Annotated in this window: 13 protein-coding genes; 1 reads left to right on the top strand and 12 read right to left on the bottom strand. The window is 63.5% G+C overall.

The window, feature by feature from the left end; all coding sequences use genetic code 11:
- The first annotated feature begins 498 nt into the window (after positions 1–498).
- Positions 499–1,746, top strand: coding sequence for an NAD(P)/FAD-dependent oxidoreductase (locus ACFLEY_RS17490; protein WP_060907964.1), 1,248 nt, complete (start codon positions 499–501; stop codon positions 1,744–1,746).
- On the opposite strand, the gene ACFLEY_RS17485 is transcribed toward ACFLEY_RS17490, so the two are convergent.
- From ACFLEY_RS17485 to ACFLEY_RS17430, 12 genes are all read right to left on the bottom strand, one after another.
- Complete coding sequence (locus tag ACFLEY_RS17485) at positions 1,665–3,692, bottom strand: ABC transporter ATP-binding protein (protein WP_211433880.1); 2,028 nt, start codon at positions 3,690–3,692, stop codon at positions 1,665–1,667. The genes ACFLEY_RS17490 and ACFLEY_RS17485 overlap by 82 nt on opposite strands.
- A gap of 133 nt (positions 3,693–3,825) precedes the next feature.
- Positions 3,826–5,886, bottom strand: coding sequence for an FAD-dependent oxidoreductase (locus ACFLEY_RS17480; protein ID WP_060907965.1), 2,061 nt, complete (start codon positions 5,884–5,886; stop codon positions 3,826–3,828).
- 192 nt (positions 5,887–6,078) lie between these two features.
- Positions 6,079–10,275, bottom strand: coding sequence for a DNA-directed RNA polymerase subunit beta' (gene rpoC, locus ACFLEY_RS17475; RefSeq protein ID WP_011088158.1), 4,197 nt, complete (start codon positions 10,273–10,275; stop codon positions 6,079–6,081).
- A gap of 131 nt (positions 10,276–10,406) precedes the next feature.
- A complete protein-coding gene (gene rpoB, locus ACFLEY_RS17470) occupies positions 10,407–14,525 on the bottom strand; it encodes a DNA-directed RNA polymerase subunit beta (protein WP_011088159.1) in 4,119 nt (1,372 codons plus the stop codon).
- A 485-nt stretch (positions 14,526–15,010) separates the two neighbouring features.
- Entirely contained in the window at positions 15,011–15,388 is a 378-nt protein-coding gene (gene rplL, locus ACFLEY_RS17465) for a 50S ribosomal protein L7/L12 (protein WP_011088160.1), read from the bottom strand.
- A gap of 54 nt (positions 15,389–15,442) precedes the next feature.
- Positions 15,443–15,961 carry a 50S ribosomal protein L10 gene (gene rplJ / locus ACFLEY_RS17460; RefSeq protein WP_011088161.1) on the bottom strand — a complete coding sequence of 173 codons (519 nt, stop codon included), beginning with the start codon at positions 15,959–15,961 and terminating at the stop codon, positions 15,443–15,445.
- Positions 15,962–16,541: 580 nt separating this feature from the next.
- Positions 16,542–17,495 (bottom strand): 2-hydroxyacid dehydrogenase, encoded by a 954-nt coding sequence (locus ACFLEY_RS17455; protein ID WP_060907966.1) that lies wholly within the window; start codon positions 17,493–17,495, stop codon positions 16,542–16,544.
- 107 nt (positions 17,496–17,602) lie between these two features.
- Positions 17,603–18,295: a 50S ribosomal protein L1 gene (rplA, locus tag ACFLEY_RS17450; protein ID WP_060907967.1), complete on the bottom strand. Its 693-nt coding sequence runs from the start codon at positions 18,293–18,295 to the stop codon at positions 17,603–17,605.
- Between the two features lie 6 nt (positions 18,296–18,301).
- Positions 18,302–18,730, bottom strand: a complete 429-nt coding sequence (gene rplK, locus ACFLEY_RS17445) for a 50S ribosomal protein L11 (RefSeq protein WP_011088164.1) — start codon at positions 18,728–18,730, stop codon at positions 18,302–18,304.
- Positions 18,731–18,863: 133 nt separating this feature from the next.
- On the bottom strand, positions 18,864–19,418 hold the full coding sequence (nusG, locus tag ACFLEY_RS17440) for a transcription termination/antitermination protein NusG (RefSeq protein ID WP_007602985.1): 555 nt from the start codon (positions 19,416–19,418) through the stop codon (positions 18,864–18,866).
- On the bottom strand, positions 19,418–19,609 hold the full coding sequence (gene secE / locus ACFLEY_RS17435; protein WP_007611620.1) for a preprotein translocase subunit SecE: 192 nt from the start codon (positions 19,607–19,609) through the stop codon (positions 19,418–19,420). The genes nusG and secE overlap by 1 nt, the downstream gene beginning before the upstream one ends.
- A 358-nt stretch (positions 19,610–19,967) precedes the next feature.
- Entirely contained in the window at positions 19,968–21,236 is a 1,269-nt protein-coding gene (locus tag ACFLEY_RS17430) for a class I SAM-dependent methyltransferase (protein ID WP_060907968.1), read from the bottom strand.
- Between the last annotated feature and the right edge of the window lie 83 nt (positions 21,237–21,319).

Genomic DNA, 21,319 nt, shown 5'->3' with positions numbered 1-21,319 from the left:
TACGACGCCACAGAGGACCGCAGTTTCCGGGTCAATCAGCGTAAAGCTGTGGCCCGTGCACCGAGGTCATGCATCCGAATTCGATCTCAAGAGAACAAGCTCAAGAGAACTAGAATCGCACTGGCATTGCCTAGCTATGATCGACAGCGTTTGAGCGGCATTCGTCGAGGTTGGTGCCCGTCTTCAACGACCCCTGAGGGATCAACGGGTGGCCCGTTCCGACGTTGGCGATGCTCACCGCCTGTCGTTAAGTGAGGCGCTTTCTATAAGTGGGAATCGATCAAGTCAAGGCGAAACGACAGTCACAAAGCGCTTCTCGCGCCTATGGAATTCGCCCGTTTGCCGCCCTCACCGCGCTTCCACGATGTGGGAACGACGAGCCCATTCCGCTAGCCCTAGATCTATTTTTGCCCGGGTGAAATATACTTTTATAACCCGCGCTAAGGCTTTTTTTCCTGTTGATGCGTCAAACTGCCGCCTTCGGCGGGGATTGGCGCCATGCGGTACACCGACATTGCCATTATCGGCGGGGGATTGTCCGGCTCAACCGCCGCCGCAATGCTCGGCCGCGCCGGCATTTCGACGGTGCTGATCGATCCGCATGAGAGCTATCCGGCGGACTTTCGAGTCGAAAAACTCAGCGGTCACGTGCAAGTCGAGCGATTCCTGAAGACCGGAATCGCAGAATCAGTGCTGCGCCGCGCGACCTTTGCCGGCGAGAACTGGATCGCCCGATTCGGCCGCCTGCTCGACAAGGCGCCGAGCCGGCAGTTCAACATCCTCTACGATTCGCTGGTCAACGCCGTCCGCGACGAAATCCCCGCCACCGTCGAGCGCGTCTGCGCCAAGGCCCTGGCGGTCGAGACCAGTCCGGAGCGGCAGAGGATCACGCTCGCCAACGGCGAGACGATCTCGGCCCGCCTGGTCGTGCTCGCCAACGGCCTGAACGTCGGCCTGCGCCACCAGCTCGGCATCGCCCGCAAGGTCGTCAGCGCCTGCCATTCGATCTCGATCGGGTTCGACGTGATGCCGGCAGGTCGGAATTCGTTCGACTTCCCGGCGCTGACCTATTTCTCGGAGCGGCCGAGCGACCGCACCCCCTACATCTCGCTGTTTCCGGTCGACACGCGGATGCGCGCCAATCTGTTCGTCTACCGAAGCTTCGACGATCCCTGGCTGCGCGAGCTGCGCCGTGCACCCGCTGAGACGCTGGACGCCACCCTGCCCCGGCTCAAGCGCATCACCGGCGCGTTCGACATCCCCGGTGAGCTGAAGGTCCGTCCGGTCGATCTCTACGTGAACGACCCTCGCGGCCAGCCGGGAATCGTGCTGGTCGGGGATGCCTTCGCGACCTCGTGCCCCGTCGCCGGCACCGGCTGCGACAAGGTCTTCACCGACGTCGAGCGGCTCTGCAACGTCTACATCCCGCAGTGGCTTTCCTCCGACGGGATGAATGCGGCCAAGATCGCCGGCTTCTACGCCGATCCGGTCAAGCAAGCTTGCGATCAATGGTCGGCGGCGAAGGCGTTCGACTTCCGCTCAGTCTCGATCGCGACGAGCCCTTACTGGACGGCGCAGCGCTGGGCGCGCTTCATCGCCTGGTCGGCTCAAGGGCTGCTGCGGCCGCTTGGAGGAGCGTTCCATCTGGAGCCGAACTTCCTCGGTCACTCCTCCTCGTCGTCCTCGTCCTCATCACCCTCGAGGTCGTCTTCATCCTCGTCATCGTCGCTGTCGTCGTCGGCCTGAGCCACAGCGCCATGCGGCTGGTGGATCTGGTCGTTCCACAGCTTGCGATAGGTACCGTTCCTGGCGAGCAGCTCGGCATGCGACCCGCGCTCGATCGCCCTGCCCCCTGAAATCACGATGATCTCGTCCATCTCGACCACCGAGGTCAGGCGGTGGGTCGACCAGATCATGGTGCGGCCCTTGGCGACCTTGAGCAGCGTGCGGTTGATCGCGGCCTCCGTGGTCTGGTCGAGCGCCGAGGTGGCTTCGTCCAGCAGCAGCACGGACGGGTTGCGGATGATCGCGCGCGCGATCGCGATGCGCTGGCGCTGGCCGCCCGACAGAGTATCGCCGCGCTCGCCGACCGGCGTGTCGTAGCGTTGCGGCAGGCTCATGATGTAGCGATGGATCTCGGCCTTCTTGGCCGCCTCCTCCACCTCCGCGTCGGTCGCGCCCTCCTTGCCGAGCCGGATGTTCTCGCGGATCGACATGTTGAACAGCATGTTCTCCTGGAACACTACCGCCATGCTCCGGCGTAGCGAATCCAGCGTCACCTTGCGGACGTCGACGCCGTCGATGGTGACGCGCCCCTCGTCGGGCACGTAGAGCCGCAGGATCAGGTTGAGCAGCGTGCTCTTGCCGGAGCCCGAGGGGCCGACGATGGCGATGCTCTTGCCGACATTGAGCTTGAGGCTGAGATTGTCCAGCATCGGCGTCTGGCTGCCTTCGTACTGGAAGGTGACGCGGTCGAAGGTGATGTCGTGGGTAATGCGCGGCAGATCGGGCGCGCCGGCACGATCGGCCCCGCGCGTCGGCTCGTCGAGCAGCTCCTGGATGTGCCGGATCGCGGCGGCCGAGGAGATCGACACCGGGATGAAATGCATCACATGGGCGATGTTGTAGGAGACCTCCCAGAACGCGCTCTCGAAGGTGACGAAGGTGCCGATGGTGATCTGGCCCTTGGTCGCCAGATACGCACCGATTGCCAGCACAACGAGATGCAGGAGCAGCACCGAGATGGTGACCGTCCGCTCCACCATGGTCGACAGGAACGCGGCTGAGGCGATCCTGTTGCGGGTTTCGTCGTTGCGGAAGGTAAAGAAGCCGAACATCCGGCGTTGCAGGCTGAACGCCTTGATCACGGCCTGCGCCGCCACGTTCTCCTGCACCATGCCGAGCAGCGCGGATTCATTGAGCTTCTGCTCGTAATTGGCCTGCACCGCCTTCGGCGTGAGCATGCGCGGCCCGATCAGCGTGATCGGAAACACCAGGAGCGCGACCACCGCGAGCTGCCAGTTCAGGAACACCATCAGGATGATGCCGGCGAACAACTCCAGGAACGGCAGCGCCGCGCTGTTGGCGAAGGTCTTGACCGAGCCCTCGAAGGCAGCGAGGTCGACGGAAAAGCGCGACAGGATCTCGCCGCGCTTGGTGCGGCCGAAATAGGCCGCCGGCAGGTCTTGGACGTGCTCGAACAGGTGCTTGCGGACGTCGGAGATGATGCAGGCCGCGAGCCGCGCATCCCAGCGCTCATACCAGACCGCCACGATCGAGGTGAAGATGCCGGCGGCCGCGAGCACGCCGAGGATCTTGTACAGCGCCTGGAAATCCTCCTCGCCGAGCGCGTCGTCGATCAAGAACTTCAGGCTGAGCGGCATGATGACGTTGAACAGCGTCTCGACGACGACGCCGAACGCCACGAACGACAGCATCCGCTTGTAGTTGGCCAGATAGGGCTTGACGAAACCCAGGATGGTGGCGAGCGCGCCGGCGGCCTCGCGCGCGGTAAAGACGACGAGGTCCTCGTCCTCGTCGTCGTCATCGAGCTCCAGCTCGTCATCCTCCTCGCCTTCGTCGTCCTCGTCGTCTTCGAGGTCCGGCTTGGCGGTGGGGGCAAGCTTGTCGAGCTCGGCCGCCTCTTCCACGGGGGGCTTCTGTTTGTCGGGAGAAGGAGGCTTGGACGCCATGAAACCAACGGATGCTGACGGCCGGCATGACCGCAGAGAAAGCAGGAAATAGCGGCAACCGCTATTGCACTGATTCTATGCGATCAGAATGAATTCGGCAAAGCAATTGGCGAATCCGGTCCGATCGTTGCGGCTAGTCGTCGTCCTCGCTTTCGACCTTGTCGAAGAAGGAGTAGCGCAGACTGTCGGCGTCGGCATACCACTGGCCCGGCCCCTTGTTGGCGGCGAGCGTCGCCTCCCAGAGCGCATCGGTGCAGTCCCTGCGGTGCATCGACAGATCGAACCCATTGCCGAAGAACAGTTCGGACCATTCCCACCAGGTGCCGAGCTTCTTGACCCCGCGCAGGAGGTCGTAGCGGTCGATCACGGCCGAGGCCATGTCCGAGGTGATCGAGCCGAACACGAGGCCGGTCTTGACGACGCGGTTGAGCTCGCGGATCGCGCGGACTACCTGCTTCGGGGAAACGTGGCAAAGACTGGTCTCGAACACGAAGTCGAAGGCGCCGTCCTTGAACGGCATGTCGGTGATCGAGCCGAGCTTGTTGTATTTCTTCAGCGCCTTCGGCGTTTTGGCGTGGATGGCGCGGTTGTTCTCGATGCCGAAGGCATCGATGCCGCGCTCGCGCAGCGCGCCAACCAGCTCGCCACTGGCCGAGCCCGCGATCAGCAGCTTCGCGCCCTTGGCCTTGCCCCAGACGATACCGATCAGCTTGGTGAGGTAATCGGGATCGGTGAAATGGCGCCATGCCTCGCTATAGGGGCCGAGGCCGCGATAGTTCTCGAAATAGTCGCGATCGATCCTGTCGGAGAGCGGCTTGTCGTCCTGCGCGCGCTCGCGGCGCAGGCGCATCATCTCGGTGAGGATAATGTCGGTCGCCGCGTCCGAGGAGTCGAGCAAGCCGTTCAGCGTCGAGTCGAACAGATAGTCGCCGACCACGACGATGCCGGGATGCTCCTTCGGCTCGGGCCGGTGGTTGGTCATGACGTCGCGCACCGGCAGGCCGCCGGGAATCGCGTTCACCGACGACAGCCAGCGGTGGATCTTGCCTTCCATGAAATGCGCGCGCGCATCGCCGAGCGAGGCCGGCAGCGATTTCAGCGCGGCGTCGATCAACTCCTGGTCCGACAGGTTGGCGAAGGCCAGCGCGTCGGAGCCGGGAATGAGCCAGTTCAACACGCCGTGCTTGCCGACGTCGTGGCGCGCGCCCTCGTTGTAGACGCAGCAACCGCCGAAGGCCTCCGACATGAACCAGGCGCCGGCAATCTTGTCGCCCCAGAACGGCGTGTCGAACAGGATCGAGACGCGCAGATAATGCGCCGGACGGTCGAAATACGAGACGTGCTTGACCATCGACTTGCGGAGCTGCTCGCCTTCCCAGCCCATGGTCGCGAGCCAGGAATGCGGCAGGCAGACCAGCACGAGATCGAAATCGCGCGTCTCCGGCCCCTTGCCGTTCATCATCTTGAGCTGATAGCGGCCGGTCGGCGCCTTGCCGACGGCGAGCACGCGGTGATTGAGCTGGATGTCGGCATTGACCTCCGACTGCAGGCACTCGATCAACTGCTCGTTGCCGTTCTGGATCGAATAGAGGCCGATATAGCCGTCGACATCCATCAGGTAGTTCTTGAGCGCGTTGAGGCCATTGGTGTTGTGGCTCTCGGTCGCGATGTCGGAGCGCGCCATCACCTTGAAGAAGCGCTTTGCGGTCTCGTCCTCGACCTCCTCGTCGAGCACCTGCTCGGCGGTCTTGTAGGCCCAGGGATTCTCGTTGTCGTGCGCGCCGACGCCCTCGTAATATTCGATCGGCGACATCGCCTCGGTGCAGCGCTTGCGGAACGCCTCGATCGCGGCCGCGGTCTTGGCACCATATTTGCGGCGCATGCCCGGCACGTCGTTCAGCAGCTCGCCGCCGAACTGCACCTGCTCGGCATCCATCGGAATGGTCTGAAGCCCGAAATGCTGGATCAGCTCGCGCAGCGGATCCGGACCGGTCATCGAGTAGTCGTAGATCTCGGCAACGCCGGCCTCGTATATCGCCGGCGCCGAATCGAATTTGCGGGTGACGATCTTGCCGCCGAGCCGATCGGACGCCTCGTAGATGGTGACGCGGCAGAGGTCGCCGAGCTTACGCTTCAGATACCAGGCGCTCATCAGCCCGCCGGGGCCGCCGCCTACGATTGCGAGATCAAGCATGTGAGTTCCGTGGTCTCCGGCCCTGCCCCCGTCACGGGACCACCGGTCTAAACTCCCCTAGCAGAAGCGCTTTTACGCCTGAAGGAAAGATGAACAAAGGTTGATCCTGCACCGCAACAGGGAAACAAAGCAGCAAAAAGGCCGGCTTGCGCCGGCCTTTTCATTGTCCTCGGTATTCCTACGGATGAACGATCATTCCGCAGGCGGCAGCGCAGGAAGCTCCGCTTCCGGCGCCGGCGACACGACGGCCGCCTGCTTCTCGCGCTCGTCCAGGATCAGCTTGTCGCGCTTCATCGCGACTTCGCGGATCTTGGCCATGGAGGCGCCGGTGCCCGCCGGGATCAGCCGGCCGACGATGACGTTCTCCTTGAGGCCTTCGAGCGGATCGACCTTACCATTGACCGCCGCTTCCGTGAGGACGCGGGTGGTCTCCTGGAACGAGGCCGCCGAGAAGAAGGAGCGGGTCTGGAGGCTCGCCTTGGTGATGCCGAGCAGAACCGGCGTACCCGTGGCGATCTTCTTGCCCTCTTCCTTGGCCTTCTCGTTGAGCGCGTCGAACTCGATCTTGTCGACCTGCTCGCCGGAGATCATATCCGTGTCGCCCTGGTCGGTGACTTCCACCTTCTGGAGCATCTGACGGACAATCACCTCGATGTGCTTGTCGTTGATGAGCACGCCCTGGAGCCGGTAGACCTCCTGGATCTCGTTGACCAGATAGGCCGCGAGTTCCTCGATGCCCTTGACCGCCAGGATGTCGTGCGGCGCCGGGTTGCCTTCCACGATGAAGTCGCCCTTTTCGACGACGTCGCCGTCCTGAAGGTGGATGTGCTTGCCCTTCGGGATCAGGTACTCGCGCGGCTCGTCGGTCTTGTCCATCGGCTCGATCGAGATGCGACGCTTGTTCTTGTAGTCGCGCCCGAACCGGATGGTGCCCGCGATTTCGGCGATGATCGCCGCATCCTTCGGACGCCGTGCCTCGAACAGTTCCGCCACCCGCGGCAGACCGCCGGTGATGTCACGCGTCTTGGCGCTTTCGGTCGAGACACGGGCGAGGATGTCGCCCGGCGCAACCTTGGCCCCGATATCGACCGAGAGAATGGCGTCGACCGACAGCATGTAGCGGGCATCGCCGCCACGGGCGAGCTTGAGCACCTTGCCGTCCTTGCCCTTGACCACGATGGCCGGACGCAGGTCCGAGCCGCCGCGGGTCGAGCGCCAGTCGATGACCACGCGCTTGGCGATGCCGGTGGCTTCGTCGAGCGTTTCCGAGATCGACTGCCCCTCGACCAGATCCTCGAAGCCGATGGTACCTTCGACTTCGGTGAGCAGCGGACGGGTGTAGGGATCCCACTCGACGATGCGCTGGCCACGCTTGACCGTGTCGCCCTCGTCGACGTGCAGGCGCGAGCCGTACTGGATACGGTGCGTCGCACGCTCGGTGCCGTCGGCATCGACGATCGCCACCACCATGTTGCGCACCATCGCGATCAGGTGGCCTTCGCTGTTGCGGGCGATGGCCTTGTTCCGGATCACGATCTTGCCGTCGAAGTTGGATTCGACGAACGACTGCTCGTTGAGCTGCGCCGCACCACCGATGTGGAAGGTGCGCATGGTGAGCTGGGTGCCCGGCTCGCCGATCGACTGCGCCGCGATGACGCCGACCGCTTCGCCGTGGTTGACCGGCGTGCCGCGGGCGAGGTCGCGGCCGTAGCACTTGCCGCAGATGCCGTTGACGAGTTCGCAGGTCAGTGCCGAGCGGATCTTCACCTCCTGGACGCCACCCTGGTGGATGGCATCGAGGTGGCTCTCTTCCATCAGCGTACCGCGCTTGATGATCACCTTGCCCGAGCTGTCACGCACGTCTTCGCAGGCCGTGCGTCCGAGGATGCGCGAGCCGAGCGAAGCGACCACGGTGCCGGCATCGACGATGGCGCGCATCTTGATGCCGAGCTTGGTGCCGCAGTCGTCCTGCGTGATGATGCAGTCCTGCGCGACGTCGACGAGACGACGGGTCAGGTAGCCCGAGTTCGCGGTCTTCAACGCGGTGTCCGCGAGGCCCTTGCGGGCGCCGTGGGTCGAGTTGAAGTACTCGAGCACCGAGAGGCCTTCCTTGAAGTTCGAGATGATCGGCGTCTCGATGATCTCACCCGACGGCTTGGCCATCAGGCCACGCATGCCGGCGAGCTGGCGCATCTGGGCCGGCGAACCGCGGGCGCCGGAGTGAGCCATCATGTAGATCGAGTTGATGTCGGCATCGGCTCCGCTCGCCGTCTTCTTGGTGGCGGAGATCTCCTTCATCATCGCCTTGGCGATTTCTTCCGTGGCCTTCGACCAGGCGTCGACGACCTTGTTGTACTTCTCGCCGTGGGTGATCAGGCCGTCGTTGTACTGCTGCTCGAAGTCCTTCGCCAGCGTACGGGTGGTGTCGACGATCTTCCACTTGCCGTGCGGCACGACCATGTCGTCCTTGCCGAACGAGATGCCGGCCTTGAACGCGTTGTAGAAGCCGAGCGCCATGATGCGGTCGCAGAAGATCACCGTCTCCTTTTGGCCGCAGTGACGATAGACTTGGTCGATCACACCCGAGATCTCGCGCTTGGTCATCAGCTTGTTGATGATCTCGTACGAAATCCGCGGGTTCTTCGGCAGCAGGTTGCCGAGCATGACGCGGCCCGCGGTGGTCTCGATCCAGCGCGTCGAGACCTTGCCGGTCTCGTCCATGCCCTGCCACCGATACTTGATCTTGGTGTGGAGGTGGATGACCTTCGCGTGCAGCGCGTGCTCGAGCTCGGCCATGTCGCCGAAGATCTTGCCCTCGCCGGGCAGGCCTTCGCGCATGATCGAGACGTAGTAGAGACCGAGCACGATGTCCTGCGACGGCACGATGATCGGCTGGCCGTTCGCGGGATGCAGGATGTTGTTGGTCGACATCATCAGGACGCGCGCTTCCAGCTGCGCTTCGAGCGACAGCGGAACGTGCACGGCCATCTGGTCGCCGTCGAAGTCGGCGTTGAACGCGGCGCAGACCAGCGGATGCAGCTGGATCGCCTTGCCCTCGATCAGCACGGGCTCGAACGCCTGAATGCCGAGACGATGCAGCGTCGGCGCGCGGTTGAGCAGCACCGGATGCTCGCGGATCACCTCGTCCAGGATGTCCCAGACCTCGGGCCGCTCCTTCTCGACCAGCTTCTTGGCCTGCTTCACGGTGGTGGACAGGCCCTTGGCGTCAAGCCGCGAATAGATGAACGGCTTGAACAGCTCGAGCGCCATCTTCTTCGGCAGGCCGCACTGATGCAGGCGCAGCTCGGGACCGACCACGATCACCGAACGGCCCGAATAGTCGACGCGCTTGCCGAGCAGGTTCTGGCGGAAGCGGCCCTGCTTGCCCTTGAGCATGTCGGCGAGCGACTTCAGCGGGCGCTTGTTGGCGCCCGTGATGACGCGGCCGCGGCGGCCGTTGTCGAACAGAGCATCGACCGCTTCCTGAAGCATGCGCTTCTCGTTGCGGATGATGATGTCGGGCGCGCGCAGCTCCATCAGCCGCTTCAAGCGGTTGTTGCGGTTGATGACGCGGCGGTAGAGGTCGTTGAGGTCCGAGGTCGCGAAGCGGCCGCCGTCCAGCGGCACCAGCGGACGCAGGTCCGGCGGGATCACCGGAACCACGGTCATGATCATCCATTCCGGCTTGTTGCCGGAGTGGCGGAACGCTTCGACGATCTTCAGGCGCTTTGCGAGCTTCTTGTGCTTGATGTCGGAGTCGGTCTCCTGCATCTCGACGCGCAAGGAGGCCTCGAGCTTCTCGAGGTCCATGCCCTTGAGCAGCTCGCGGATCGCTTCGGCGCCGATCATGGCGGTGAAGGAATCCTGGCCGTACTCGTCCTGCGCCTTTAGATACTCGTCTTCCGACAGCAGCTGACGGTCCTTCAGCGCGGTGAGGCCCGGCTCCAGCACGACGTAGTATTCGAAGTAGAGGATCCGCTCGAGATCCTTCAGCGTCATGTCGAGCAGGAGGCCGATGCGCGAGGGCAGCGACTTCAGGAACCAGATGTGGGCGACCGGGGCTGCGAGCTCGATATGGCCCATGCGCTCGCGCCGCACGCGCGACAGCGTGACCTCGACCGAGCACTTCTCGCAGATGATGCCCTTGTACTTCATGCGCTTGTACTTGCCGCACAAGCACTCGTAGTCCTTGATCGGCCCGAAGATGCGGGCGCAGAACAGGCCGTCGCGCTCGGGCTTGAAGGTACGGTAGTTGATGGTCTCCGGCTTCTTGATCTCGCCGTAGGACCAGGACAGAATCTTCTCTGGAGACGCGATCGAGATCCGGATCTGGTCGAAGACCTGAGCCGGAGTCGTCGGATTGAAGAGATTCATAATTTCTTGGTTCATCGTCTTCTCCTCGCGTGCCGGTCGCCTCCGGCCGCAAATTCGAAAATCACTCAAGCGGGGCGCCCTGCCCTCAAGGCATTGGGAAGGGGCACCGATGCCCGGCCGCTAAAGGCCGGGCATGAAAGGTCGAATTACTCGGCCGCTTCCGACGTCGGCGCCGGTCCCATCTTGGAGTTGTGCAGGTCGACGTTGAGGCCGAGCGAGCGCATTTCCTTGACCAGCACGTTGAACGATTCCGGAATACCGGCCTCGAACGTGTCGTCGCCGCGCACGATCGCCTCGTACACCTTGGTGCGGCCGGCGACGTCGTCCGACTTCACCGTCAGCATCTCCTGGAGCGTGTACGCCGCGCCGTAAGCCTCGAGCGCCCACACCTCCATTTCGCCGAAGCGCTGGCCGCCGAACTGCGCCTTGCCGCCCAGCGGCTGCTGGGTGACGAGCGAGTACGGACCGATCGAACGCGCATGGATCTTGTCGTCGACCAGATGGTGCAGCTTGAGCATGTAGATGTAGCCCACCGTCACCTTGCGATCGAACGGATCGCCGGTGCGGCCGTCGTAGACGGTCGACTGACCCGAAGCGTCGAGACCGGCAAGCTTCAGCATCTCCTCGATGTCGGCTTCCTTGGCGCCGTCGAACACCGGCGTCGCGATCGGCACGCCGCGGCTCAGATTGTGGCCGAGCTCGATCAGTTCGTTGTCGTTGAGCGACTTGATCGTCTCGTCCTCGCCGTAGACCTTCTTCAAGGTTTCCTTCAGCGGCTTGATGTCCTGCTTCGACAGGTAGGCATCGACCGTCTGGCCGATACGCTTGCCGAGGCCGGCGCAGGCCCAGCCGAGATGGGTCTCGAGGATCTGTCCGACGTTCATGCGCGAGGGCACGCCGAGCGGATTGAGCACGATGTCAGCATGCGTGCCGTCTTCGAGGAACGGCATGTCCTCGATCGGCACGATCTTCGACACCACGCCCTTGTTGCCGTGGCGGCCGGCCATCTTGTCGCCGGGCTGGATCTTGCGCTTCACCGCGACGAAGACCTTGACCATCTTCATCACGCCGGGCGGCAATTCGTCACCGCGCTGGAGCTTCTCGACCTTGTCGAGGAAGCGCTGCTCGAGCCCCTTCTTCGACTCGTCGTACTGCTTCCGCATGGCCTCGATCTCGGCCATCAGCTTGTCGTTGGGCGACGCGAACAGCCACCACTGCGACTTCGGGTACTCCTCGAGCACCGCACGGGTGATCTTGGTGTCCTTCTTGAAGCCCTTCGGACCCGCAATGCCCTGCCGCCCCTCGAGGAGCTCGGCAAGACGGTTGTAGACGTTGCGGTCCAGGATCGCCTGCTCGTCGTCGCGGTCCTTGGCCAGACGCTCGATCTCTTCCCGCTCGATCGCCAGCGCACGCTCGTCCTTGTCGACGCCGTGGCGGTTGAACACACGCACTTCCACGATCGTGCCCTGCACGCCCGGAGGAACGCGCAGCGAGGTGTCGCGAACGTCGGAGGCCTTCTCGCCGAAGATGGCGCGCAGGAGCTTTTCTTCCGGCGTCATCGGGCTTTCGCCCTTCGGCGTGATCTTGCCGACCAGGATGTCGCCGGCGCGCACTTCCGCGCCGATGTAGACGATACCGGCTTCGTCGAGGTTCTTGAGCGCTTCTTCCGAGACGTTCGGAATGTCGCGGGTGATTTCCTCAGGCCCGAGCTTGGTGTCGCGGGCCATCACCTCGAACTCCTCGATGTGGATCGAGGTGAAGACGTCTTCCTTCACGATCCGCTCGGAGAGCAGGATCGAGTCTTCGAAGTTGTAGCCGTTCCACGGCATGAACGCGACCAGCACGTTCCGGCCGAGCGCGAGCTCGCCGAGATCGGTCGACGGACCGTCCGCGATGATGTCGCCCTTCTTGACGATGTCGCCGACCTTCACCAGCGGACGCTGGTTGATGCAGGTCGACTGGTTGGAGCGCTGGTACTTCATCAGCCGGTAGATATCGACGCCCGACTTGGTCGGATCGAGATCTTCGGTGGCGCGGATCACGACGCGGGTGGCGTCGATCTGGTCGATCACGCCCGAGCGGCGCGCCGCGATCGCGGCGCCCGAGTCACGGGCAACGACGCCTTCCATGCCGGTGCCGACGAACGGCGCCTCGGCGCGAACCAGCGGCACCGCCTGGCGCTGCATGTTCGAGCCCATCAGCGCGCGGTTGGCGTCGTCGTTCTCGAGGAACGGGATCAACGCCGCGGCGACCGAAACGAGCTGCTTCGGCGACACGTCCATGTAGTCGACCTTGTCCGGCGTCACCGGCAAGACTTCGCCGGCGTGACGGCAGACCACGAGGTCTTCGGTGAAGCGGCCCTTCGGGTCGAGCGGCACGTTGGCCTGCGCGACCGTGTAGCGGCCCTCCTCCATCGCCGAGAGGTACACGACCTCGTCGGTGACGCGGCCGTCCTTGACCTTGCGGTACGGCGTCTCGACGAAGCCGTACTTGTTCACGCGCGCGAAGGTCGCGAGCGAGTTGATCAGGCCGATGTTCGGACCTTCCGGCGTCTCGATCGGGCAGATGCGGCCGTAATGCGTCGGATGCACGTCGCGCACCTCGAAGCCGGCGCGCTCGCGGGTCAGACCGCCCGGTCCAAGCGCCGACAGGCGACGCTTGTGGGTGATCTCCGACAGCGGGTTGGTCTGGTCCATGAACTGCGAAAGCTGCGAGGAGCCGAAGAACTCGCGCACCGCGGCAGCCGCGGGCTTCGCGTTGATCAGGTCCTGCGGCATGACCGTGTCGATGTCGACCGAGGACATGCGCTCCTTGATCGCGCGCTCCATACGCAGCAGGCCGATGCGGTACTGGTTCTCCATGAGCTCGCCGACCGAACGCACACGGCGGTTGCCGAGATGGTCGATGTCGTCGATCTCGCCCTTGCCGTCGCGAAGGTCCACCAGCGTCTTGATGACGGAGAGGATGTCTTCCTTGCGCAGCGTGCGCTGGGTGTCCGGCGCATCGAGGTCGAGGCGCATGTTCATCTTGACGCGGCCGACCGCGGAGAGGTCATAGCGTTCGGCGTCGAAGAACAGCGACTGGAACATGGCCTGCGCCGAATCCAGCGTCGGCGGCTCGCCCGGACGCATCACGCGGTAGATGTCGAACAGCGCGTCCTCGCGCGTCATGTTCTTGTCGGCCGAGAGCGTGTTGCGGATGTAGGCGCCGACATTGACGTGGTCGATGTCGAGCAGCGGCAGTTCCTTGTAGCCCTGCTCGTTGAGGGCCTTCATGTTCTTGTCGGTGATCTCCTCGCCGGCCTCGGCGTGGATCTCGCCGGTCTTCGGATTGACGAGATCCTCGGCGAGGTAGTTGCCGACGAGCTCCTCATCCGACAGGCGCAGCGCCTTCAGCCCCTTCTCCTGGAGCTGACGGGCGGCACGGACGGTGAGCTTCTTGCCGGCCTCGAGCACGACCTTGCCGGTGTCGGCGTCGATCAGGTCGTTGATGGTCGAGTAGCCGCGGAAACGGTTGGCGTCGAACGGAACGCGCCAGCCTTCCTTGGTCCGCTTGTAGAGGATCTTCTTGTAGAACGTGGACAGGATCGCCTCGCCGTCAAGGCCGAGCGCGAACATCAGCGACGTCACCGGAATCTTGCGGCGACGGTCGATACGCGCATAGACGATGTCCTTGGCGTCGAACTCGATGTCGAGCCAGGAGCCGCGATACGGGATCACGCGGGCGGCGAACAGCAGCTTGCCCGACGAATGGGTCTTGCCCTTGTCGTGGTCGAAGAACACGCCGGGCGAACGGTGCATCTGCGAGACGATGACGCGCTCGGTGCCGTTGACGATGAAGGTGCCGTTCATCGTCATGAGCGGAATGTCGCCCATGTAGACGTCCTGCTCCTTGATGTCCTTGACCGACTTCGCGCCGGTTTCCTCGTCGATATCGAATACGATGAGGCGCAGCGTCACCTTGAGGGGCGCCGCGAAGGTCATGCCGCGCTGGCGGCACTCGTCGACGTCATACTTCGGCTGCTCGAACTCGTAGCGGACGAATTCCAGCATCGAGGTGCCCGAGAAGTCGGAGATCGGAAACACCGAGCGGAACACCGCCTGCAGACCCTCGTCGAGACGCCCGCCCTGGGGTTCGTCGACCATCAGGAACTGATCATAGGACGCCTTTTGAACCTCGATGAGGTTCGGCATCTCGGCGACTTCCTTGATGTGTCCAAAGAACTTGCGAACGCGTTTGCGACCGGTGAATGTCTGCTGCGCCATCGTGGCCTCTCATTTCGTCGCCCGCTCTGGGCGCGCCGTCCAGGACGCAGCTGCCGCCGCTCCCCGGGTTGAATTTTTCGAACCCGTTTTGGGGACCAAAAATCCAGTTTCAGGCCGTCATGTCCTGAATCTGTTCTTCAGACCTTCAAAACGCAAAACGACGCGCGGGGCGCATAGGCACGCCCGCCCGTCACAACGATTGTCTTCACGGACTGCAAAAGCCCGAAATAGCCTGCTCTCCCAACGGCTTACAGGGAAATCCCGCATCCCTGCCCACCGCGCTTTCGTGCTGCCGACCCGATATGGGGCGACAATAGTGCAGATTCGAGGGGTAAACCCTCAAATCCCCACACTTTTTCGTGTTCGGCCCGCGTCGGGACGTTCCGTCGCACGCCTTTTGCATCTGGCCCGCCCTCGTAAGGGTGGACCAAGATCCCGGGCCTCGCTTGGCGCTCGCCCGGGATCTCATGCCAGCAAGCTTGCGCTTACTTGAGCTCGACCTTCGCGCCAGCCTTCTCGAGCTGGACCTTGATCTTCTCGGCTTCGTCCTTGTTCACGCCTTCCTTGACAGGCTTCGGCGCGCCCTCGACGAGGTCCTTTGCTTCCTTCAGGCCGAGGCCGGTGATGGCGCGAACTTCCTTGATGACCTCGATCTTCTTCTCGCCGGCGCTGGCGAGGACGACCGTGAACTCGGTCTTCTCTTCCGCCGGAGCGGCGGCAGCGCCACCACCAGCCGGGCCGGCCACGGCGACAGCCGCGGCAGCCGAAACGCCCCACTTCTCTTCGAGGAGCTTCGCAAGTTCGGCAGCTTCGAGCACGGTGAGGCTCGAGAGGTCGTCAACGATCTTCTGCAAGTCAGCCATTGTTCAGTTTCCTTACGTGTAAGTCTGGTTCGGGTTTGAGTTTTGCGAAGGGCGTCAGGCCGCTTCGCCCTTTGAGGCATGAGCCTGGATGACACGCGCGAGCTTGCCCGCGGGCGCGTTGGCGAGCTGAGCGAGCTTGGTCGCCGGGGCCACAATCAGGCCGACGATCTTGCCGCGCAGTTCGTCAAGCGACGGCAGCGAGGCAAGCGCCTTCACGCCGTCGACATTCAGGACGGTCTTCCCCATCGAGCCGCCGACGATGACGAACTTTTCGTTCGCCTTGGCGAATTCGATGGCGACCTTTGGCGCCGCTACCGGATCGTTCGAAGTGGCGATCACGGTCGGTCCCTTCAGCATGGGGCCGATGGCAACGACGTCAGTGCCTTCAAGAGCAATTTTGGCGAGACGGTTCTTCGAGACCTTCACCGAGGCACCCGCCTGCTTCATCTGCTGGCGCAGCTTCTGCATCTGGGCGACGGTGAGGCCGGAATATTGAGCAACGACCGCGACGCTCGTGGTCTTGAAGACCCCATTGAGCTGTTCGACCGCTTCTTTTTTTGCCGCTCGTTCCACAGCAAGCTCTTTCCGGTTGGCGGTCATCGCGAAAGCGGGACCGCCGGGTTGCACCCATCGTCCCGCCCAAACCTGAACCTCAGGGGGCAAACCCTTCGGACACGCCGGGCAAGACGACAATTCAAAGCCTGCCCTCCGGGAGCCCGCTAGAGCCCACGGCGTGTCGAGGTCCGAACCAGACCCGTTCCGCAAGCCAGCCCTTAAAGCTGGATGCGAAGTGAAATCCGGTCTTCACCCGTCTATGCAGGCCATGCGATTAAGCCGTTGAGAAATCGAAATTTCCCGCGGGCGCCTGCAGTCTTGGACAGGACAAGGTCAGCCGGCGAACCGCCCGACCCCTGCCCGCATTCCACCAACCGACGGGCTTTCCTTCCTTTTCCGGCAAATCCTTGCGGACGTCCTGAAAAGGAATGAACTCCTGTCTTGTCGGGTTTTCGGAATGCGTGCACGAACGCGCCAGCGAGGCCGGCACGTCCGGAGGCGGTTCTTTAACCGCTCCGGGCCTGCTTGCCAAGAGCAAAATTCACACCAGTTCCAATCCGTTGCCGGGCGGGCTTGAGATGGCCCAACAAGGACCGATTCAGGCCGATTTGACCGCGTAAGGCAGCGGCTTGCCCGCGAAGAACGCGGTCAAGTTCGCAAGTACACAGTTCTGCATGGCGGCGTGCGAGTCCAGGGTGTGGCCGCCGATATGGGGGGCGAACACGACGTTCGGGAGCGCGGTCAGCGCGTCGGGCGTGTGCGGTTCCTTCTCGAAGACGTCGAGGCCGGCGCCGGCGATGGTCTTGTCGGTCAGCGCCGCAACCAGGGCCTTCTCGTCGATGACGGAGCCACGGGAGATATTGACGACATAGCCGTCGGCGCCCAGGCGCTTCAGGATATCGGCATTGACGACGTGCTGTGTCTCGGCCCCTGCCCGGACCGCGATCATCATCACGCTGCACCAGTCGGCGAGCGCCTCCAGCGTCGGGAAATATTGATAGGCCAGATCGTATTTGCTGCGGCTGAAATAGCCGACCTCGCTCTCGAAGGCGGCGCAGCGCGCGGCGATCTTGCGGCCGATCTCGCCCATGCCGTAGACGCCGATACGGCGGCCGGGCATGCCGGCCTGCGGGCGCATCATCGGCGAGGGCTTTGACGCGGCCCAATCGCCACTGCGGACATACTGGTCGGCGACCAGGATCCGCCGCGTCGTCGCCAGCATCAGGGTCATCGCGATATCGGCAACCGAGGCCGCATTGGCCCCCGGGCTGTGGCCGACCGCGATGTCGCGCGCAACGGCCGCTTTCAGGTCGATGCCGTCATAGCCGGTGCCGTAACAGACGATGGCGCCGAGATTCGGAAACAGGTCCATCGCCTCGGCCCCGAGCGGGGTGCCGCCCGCAGTCAGCATCGCGCGAATGCCGCCGAGCTCGTCCGCCGAAAACACCTCCCGCACGGGCTTGCCGCCGGTGTCGAGCAGCTCGAACCGCTCGGCGAAGCGCGCCATCATCGTCTTGGGGAAGCGCGAGTAGATCAGGACCTTGTCAGCCATTGTTCTTGTTTCCAGTGAACGCCGCCACAAACGAAGAGGGGCGGAATCGGTTGCCCAATTCCGCCCCTCGCCTCGTGCAATTTCCAAACCTCTAGCCGAGGCAAACCTTAGCCGAGAATGGTGCCCGGCTCGACCTTCACGCCAGGGCCCATCGTCGAGGACACCGCAACGCGCTGGATGTAGGTCCCCTTGGAACCGGCCGGCTTCGCCTTGGAGACAGCGTCAGCCAGGGCCTTGATGTTCTCGACCAGCTTCTCCTCGGAGAACGAGGCCTTGCCGACGCCGGCCTGCAGGATGCCGGCCTTCTCGACGCGGAACTCGACCGAGCCGCCCTTGGCACCCTTCACCGCACCGGTGACGTCCATGGTCACGGTACCGAACTTCGGGTTCGGCATCAGGCCGCGCGGGCCCAGCACCTTACCGAGACGGCCGACCAGCGGCATCATGTCGGGGGTGGCGATACAGCGGTCGAAATCGATCGAGCCGTTCTGCACCTTCTCGACCAGGTCTTCGGCGCCGACGACGTCGGCACCTGCCGCCTTGGCCTCATCGGCCTTGGCGCCACGGGCGAACACGCCGACGCGCAGCGTACGGCCGGTGCCGTTCGGCAGGGTTACGACGCCACGGACCATCTGGTCGGCGTGACGGGGATCGACGCCGAGATTGATCGCGACCTCGATGGTCTCGTCGAACTTCGCCTTCGCGCGTTCCTTGACCATCTTGATGGCTTCCGCGAGCGGGTAAAGCTTTTCGCGGTCAACACCTTCGCGGGCTTTGTTCAAACGCTTTCCGATTGCCATGACCGCTTACCCCGCCACTTCCAGACCCATCGAACGGGCAGAGCCCTCGACCATCTTCATGGCCGATTCGATGGTGTCGCAATTCAGGTCCTTCATCTTCTTCTCGGCGATCTCGCGCACCTGCGCCTTGGTCACCTTGCCGGCCTTGTCGCGGCCCGGCGCCTTCGAGCCGGACTGGATCTTGGCGGCCTGCTTGAGGAAGTAGGACATCGGCGGCGTCTTCATCTCGAAGGTGAAGGAACGGTCCGCATAGATGGTGATGATCACCGGGATCGGGGTGTTCTTCTCTTCCTTCTGGGTCTGGGCGTTGAACGCCTTGCAGAACTCCATGATGTTGAGACCGCGCTGACCAAGCGCGGGACCGATCGGGGGCGAAGGATTCGCCGCACCGGCCGGGACCTGAAGCTTCAGGTATCCGGTCACTTTCTTTGCCATGTATCACTCCTGTTGTGCCGGCATGTCGCCGGCGGTTTCAGGTTCGTGGTCTGGGTCGGATGCGGCTGGCAACCGCCCTCTCCCTCCCACGGCCTCTCTTTGCGCGAAGCCTTCGGCTTCACGCGCGACCCGATCAGACCTTCTCGACCTGACCGAATTCCAGCTCGACCGGCGTGGCGCGGCCAAAGATCGACACCGCGACCTTCACGCGCGAGCGCGCCTCGTCGATTTCCTCGACCACACCCGAGAACGAGGCGAACGGGCCGTCGGCCACGCGCACGTTCTCGCCGATCTCGAACGACACCGACGCCTTCGGTCGTTCCACGCCTTCCTGCACCTGGTGCAGGATGCGCATGGCCTCGGCTTCCGAGATCGGCATCGGCTTGTTTTCCGCGCCGAGGAAGCCGGTCACCTTCGGCGTGTTCTTGATCAGATGAAACGCCTCGTCGGTCAGCTTCATCTTCACCAGCACGTAGCCCGGGAAGAACTTGCGCTCGGCGTCGATCTTGCGGCCGCGACGCACTTCCGTGACCTTCTCGGTCGGAACCAGCACCAGCTCGAACAGCTCCTCGAGCCCGCGCTGCTTGGCCTGCTCGCGGATCGATTCGGCGACCTTCTTCTCGAAGTTCGAATAGGCGTGGACGATGTACCAGCGCTTGTCGGACAATTGAGCGGTTGCTGTAGCCATCAGTGAATGCCCAAGAGGAAGGTAATGAGGTAACGGATGATCTGGTCGGCGGCGAAGAAGAAGATCGAGGCCACAGCGACCATGACGAACACCATGATGGTGGTGATCGTGGTCTCGCGACGGGTCGGCCAGGTGACCTTGGCGGTCTCCGAGCGCACTTCCTGCAAGAACTTGAACGGGCTGACTGCCATCGTTTGATGTCCAACGTCCGTCGACAGACGCGAATGAATTTCATGGATCCGAACAGCCGCCGTTGGCCCAGCCCTCTGTCTCGAAGGATGAGCCGGAAACCGGGCTCGATTGTTCGGGGGATTTCAAAGCCGCGCCGGAGATCCGCGTCTAACGGGCCGGCTGCAGGTGGCGGGTATCTACTGCGAACGGGGCCAAACGTCAAGGTCACGGCTCACCCGTCCAGCGTCCCTCGTCCCCGGACGGCCTACGGCAGAGCCCATGCGAATCAACGGTTTACCGGGCCGGGTCGAGCGTCCTCCTGACGCTCGGACCGACCTCACCACCCGCCTCACGCTGACGGCGCCCGCAGGAGGCGCGTCAATCGGCCCGGTCGATCATGGAAATGCCCGGCAACGGCACCACGAACTTTCCGCCGTCAGCGAAATAACCGGCATGCTTGGCCCGGATCGGGTCGACGTAGCGCCAGGCGAACACGACGACGAACGCCGGCTTGCGCTCGTAAAGGGCGGCGGGCGGCAGGATCGGGATGTCGTAGCCGGGGCCGGCCATCACGTTCCCCTTCTTGGGATCGTCATCCACCAGGAAGTCGATCTTGCTCTCCAGGCCGAACTGCGGAAGCAACGTCGTGGTGCCGACGGAGACGCCATAGCCGGCGACAGATTGACCGCGCGCATGGGCGGCATCGGCCATCGCGACCAACTCGTCGCGAATCGCCGCGATCCGCTTCACATAGGGCGCATAATAGGCCGGCTGATCAACGCCGAGCCGGTCTTCCTCGGCGATGAACCGCGCGACCTCCGCCGACGGCTTCTTCGCGCCGCCGGCGCGCTGCACCGTCACGCGGATCGAGCCGCCCTTGGTCCAGATGTGCTGGACGTCGATCACTTCCATCCCGAGCCGCGCGAAGAAGCGCGTCAGCGGCTTGATGTTAAAATACGACAGATGCTCGTGATAGACGGTGTCGAGCAGGTTCTTCTCGGTGACGTCGACGCCATATTGCGTTTCGAAGACGAACAACCCGTCCGGCGCAAGCACGTCGCGAACCCCGATCACCAGCGGATCGAGATTGTCGACATTCGCGATCATGTTGTTGGCGATCACGACGCTCGCCGCGCCGTGGCTTTTCAGGATGCGGTGCCCGACAGCGTCGGTGAAGAAATCGCCGATGGTCTCGATCCCCGCCTCGGTCGCGCGCCGCGCGATGTCGACGGCGGGATCGACGCCCAGCACCCGCATGCCACGCTCCTTGAAGAAGCCGAGCAGCGATCCGTCGTTGCTGCCGAGTTCGACCACCAGCGAGCCCGGCGCGATTCCGAAGCGGCTGACGACGTCGCTGGCATAGCCTTCGAAATGCTGCCGCAGGCCGAGCGAGAGCGAGGTCGTGTAGACGTAGTTGCGGTACTGGACCTCCGGATTGCCGACATGGAGAATCTGGAGGTGGCCGCAGTCCCTGCACAGATGCAGCGCCATCGGCACCGCGGCCCTGAAGACGGGATCGTCAACGCTGGCGTCCGGCACCTGGAAGTTCGGCGTGCCAATGGGCATGCCGGCCATCGGGACGACCAGCTCTTGCTTGTCCGAGTGACAGAGGCGGCAGGTATGACGGACGTAGAACAGGTTTTTCATCGTGGAACCGGAAAACGGAGAGATGCGCGCAGGTGGGGCAATCCCACCCTGTGAAGATCAGATGGACAGAACTGGTTCAAGCG

This window comes from Bradyrhizobium sp. YCK136, from assembly GCF_044570075.1.
In the GTDB taxonomy this organism is placed as follows: Bacteria; Pseudomonadota; Alphaproteobacteria; order Rhizobiales; family Xanthobacteraceae; genus Bradyrhizobium; species Bradyrhizobium diazoefficiens.
The sequence above is the reverse complement of the archived record's forward strand: the minus strand, read 5'-3'. Positions and strand labels throughout refer to the sequence as shown.

What these genes read in the sequence shown, in the direction of transcription:
- ACFLEY_RS17490 (WP_060907964.1), top strand. Translation starts at nt 499, where the DNA reads ATGCGGTACACCGACATTGCCATTATCGGCGGGGGATTGTCCGGCTCA.
- ACFLEY_RS17485 (WP_211433880.1), bottom strand. Translation starts at nt 3,692, where the DNA reads ATGGCGTCCAAGCCTCCTTCTCCCGACAAACAGAAGCCCCCCGTGGAA.
- ACFLEY_RS17480 (WP_060907965.1), bottom strand. Translation starts at nt 5,886, where the DNA reads ATGCTTGATCTCGCAATCGTAGGCGGCGGCCCCGGCGGGCTGATGAGC.
- rpoC (WP_011088158.1), bottom strand. Translation starts at nt 10,275, where the DNA reads ATGAACCAAGAAATTATGAATCTCTTCAATCCGACGACTCCGGCTCAG.
- rpoB (WP_011088159.1), bottom strand. Translation starts at nt 14,525, where the DNA reads ATGGCGCAGCAGACATTCACCGGTCGCAAACGCGTTCGCAAGTTCTTT.
- rplL (WP_011088160.1), bottom strand. Translation starts at nt 15,388, where the DNA reads ATGGCTGACTTGCAGAAGATCGTTGACGACCTCTCGAGCCTCACCGTG.
- ACFLEY_RS17455 (WP_060907966.1), bottom strand. Translation starts at nt 17,495, where the DNA reads ATGGCTGACAAGGTCCTGATCTACTCGCGCTTCCCCAAGACGATGATG.
- rplA (WP_060907967.1), bottom strand. Translation starts at nt 18,295, where the DNA reads ATGGCAATCGGAAAGCGTTTGAACAAAGCCCGCGAAGGTGTTGACCGC.
- rplK (WP_011088164.1), bottom strand. Translation starts at nt 18,730, where the DNA reads ATGGCAAAGAAAGTGACCGGATACCTGAAGCTTCAGGTCCCGGCCGGT.
- nusG (WP_007602985.1), bottom strand. Translation starts at nt 19,418, where the DNA reads ATGGCTACAGCAACCGCTCAATTGTCCGACAAGCGCTGGTACATCGTC.
- secE (WP_007611620.1), bottom strand. Translation starts at nt 19,609, where the DNA reads ATGGCAGTCAGCCCGTTCAAGTTCTTGCAGGAAGTGCGCTCGGAGACC.
- ACFLEY_RS17430 (WP_060907968.1), bottom strand. Translation starts at nt 21,236, where the DNA reads ATGAAAAACCTGTTCTACGTCCGTCATACCTGCCGCCTCTGTCACTCG.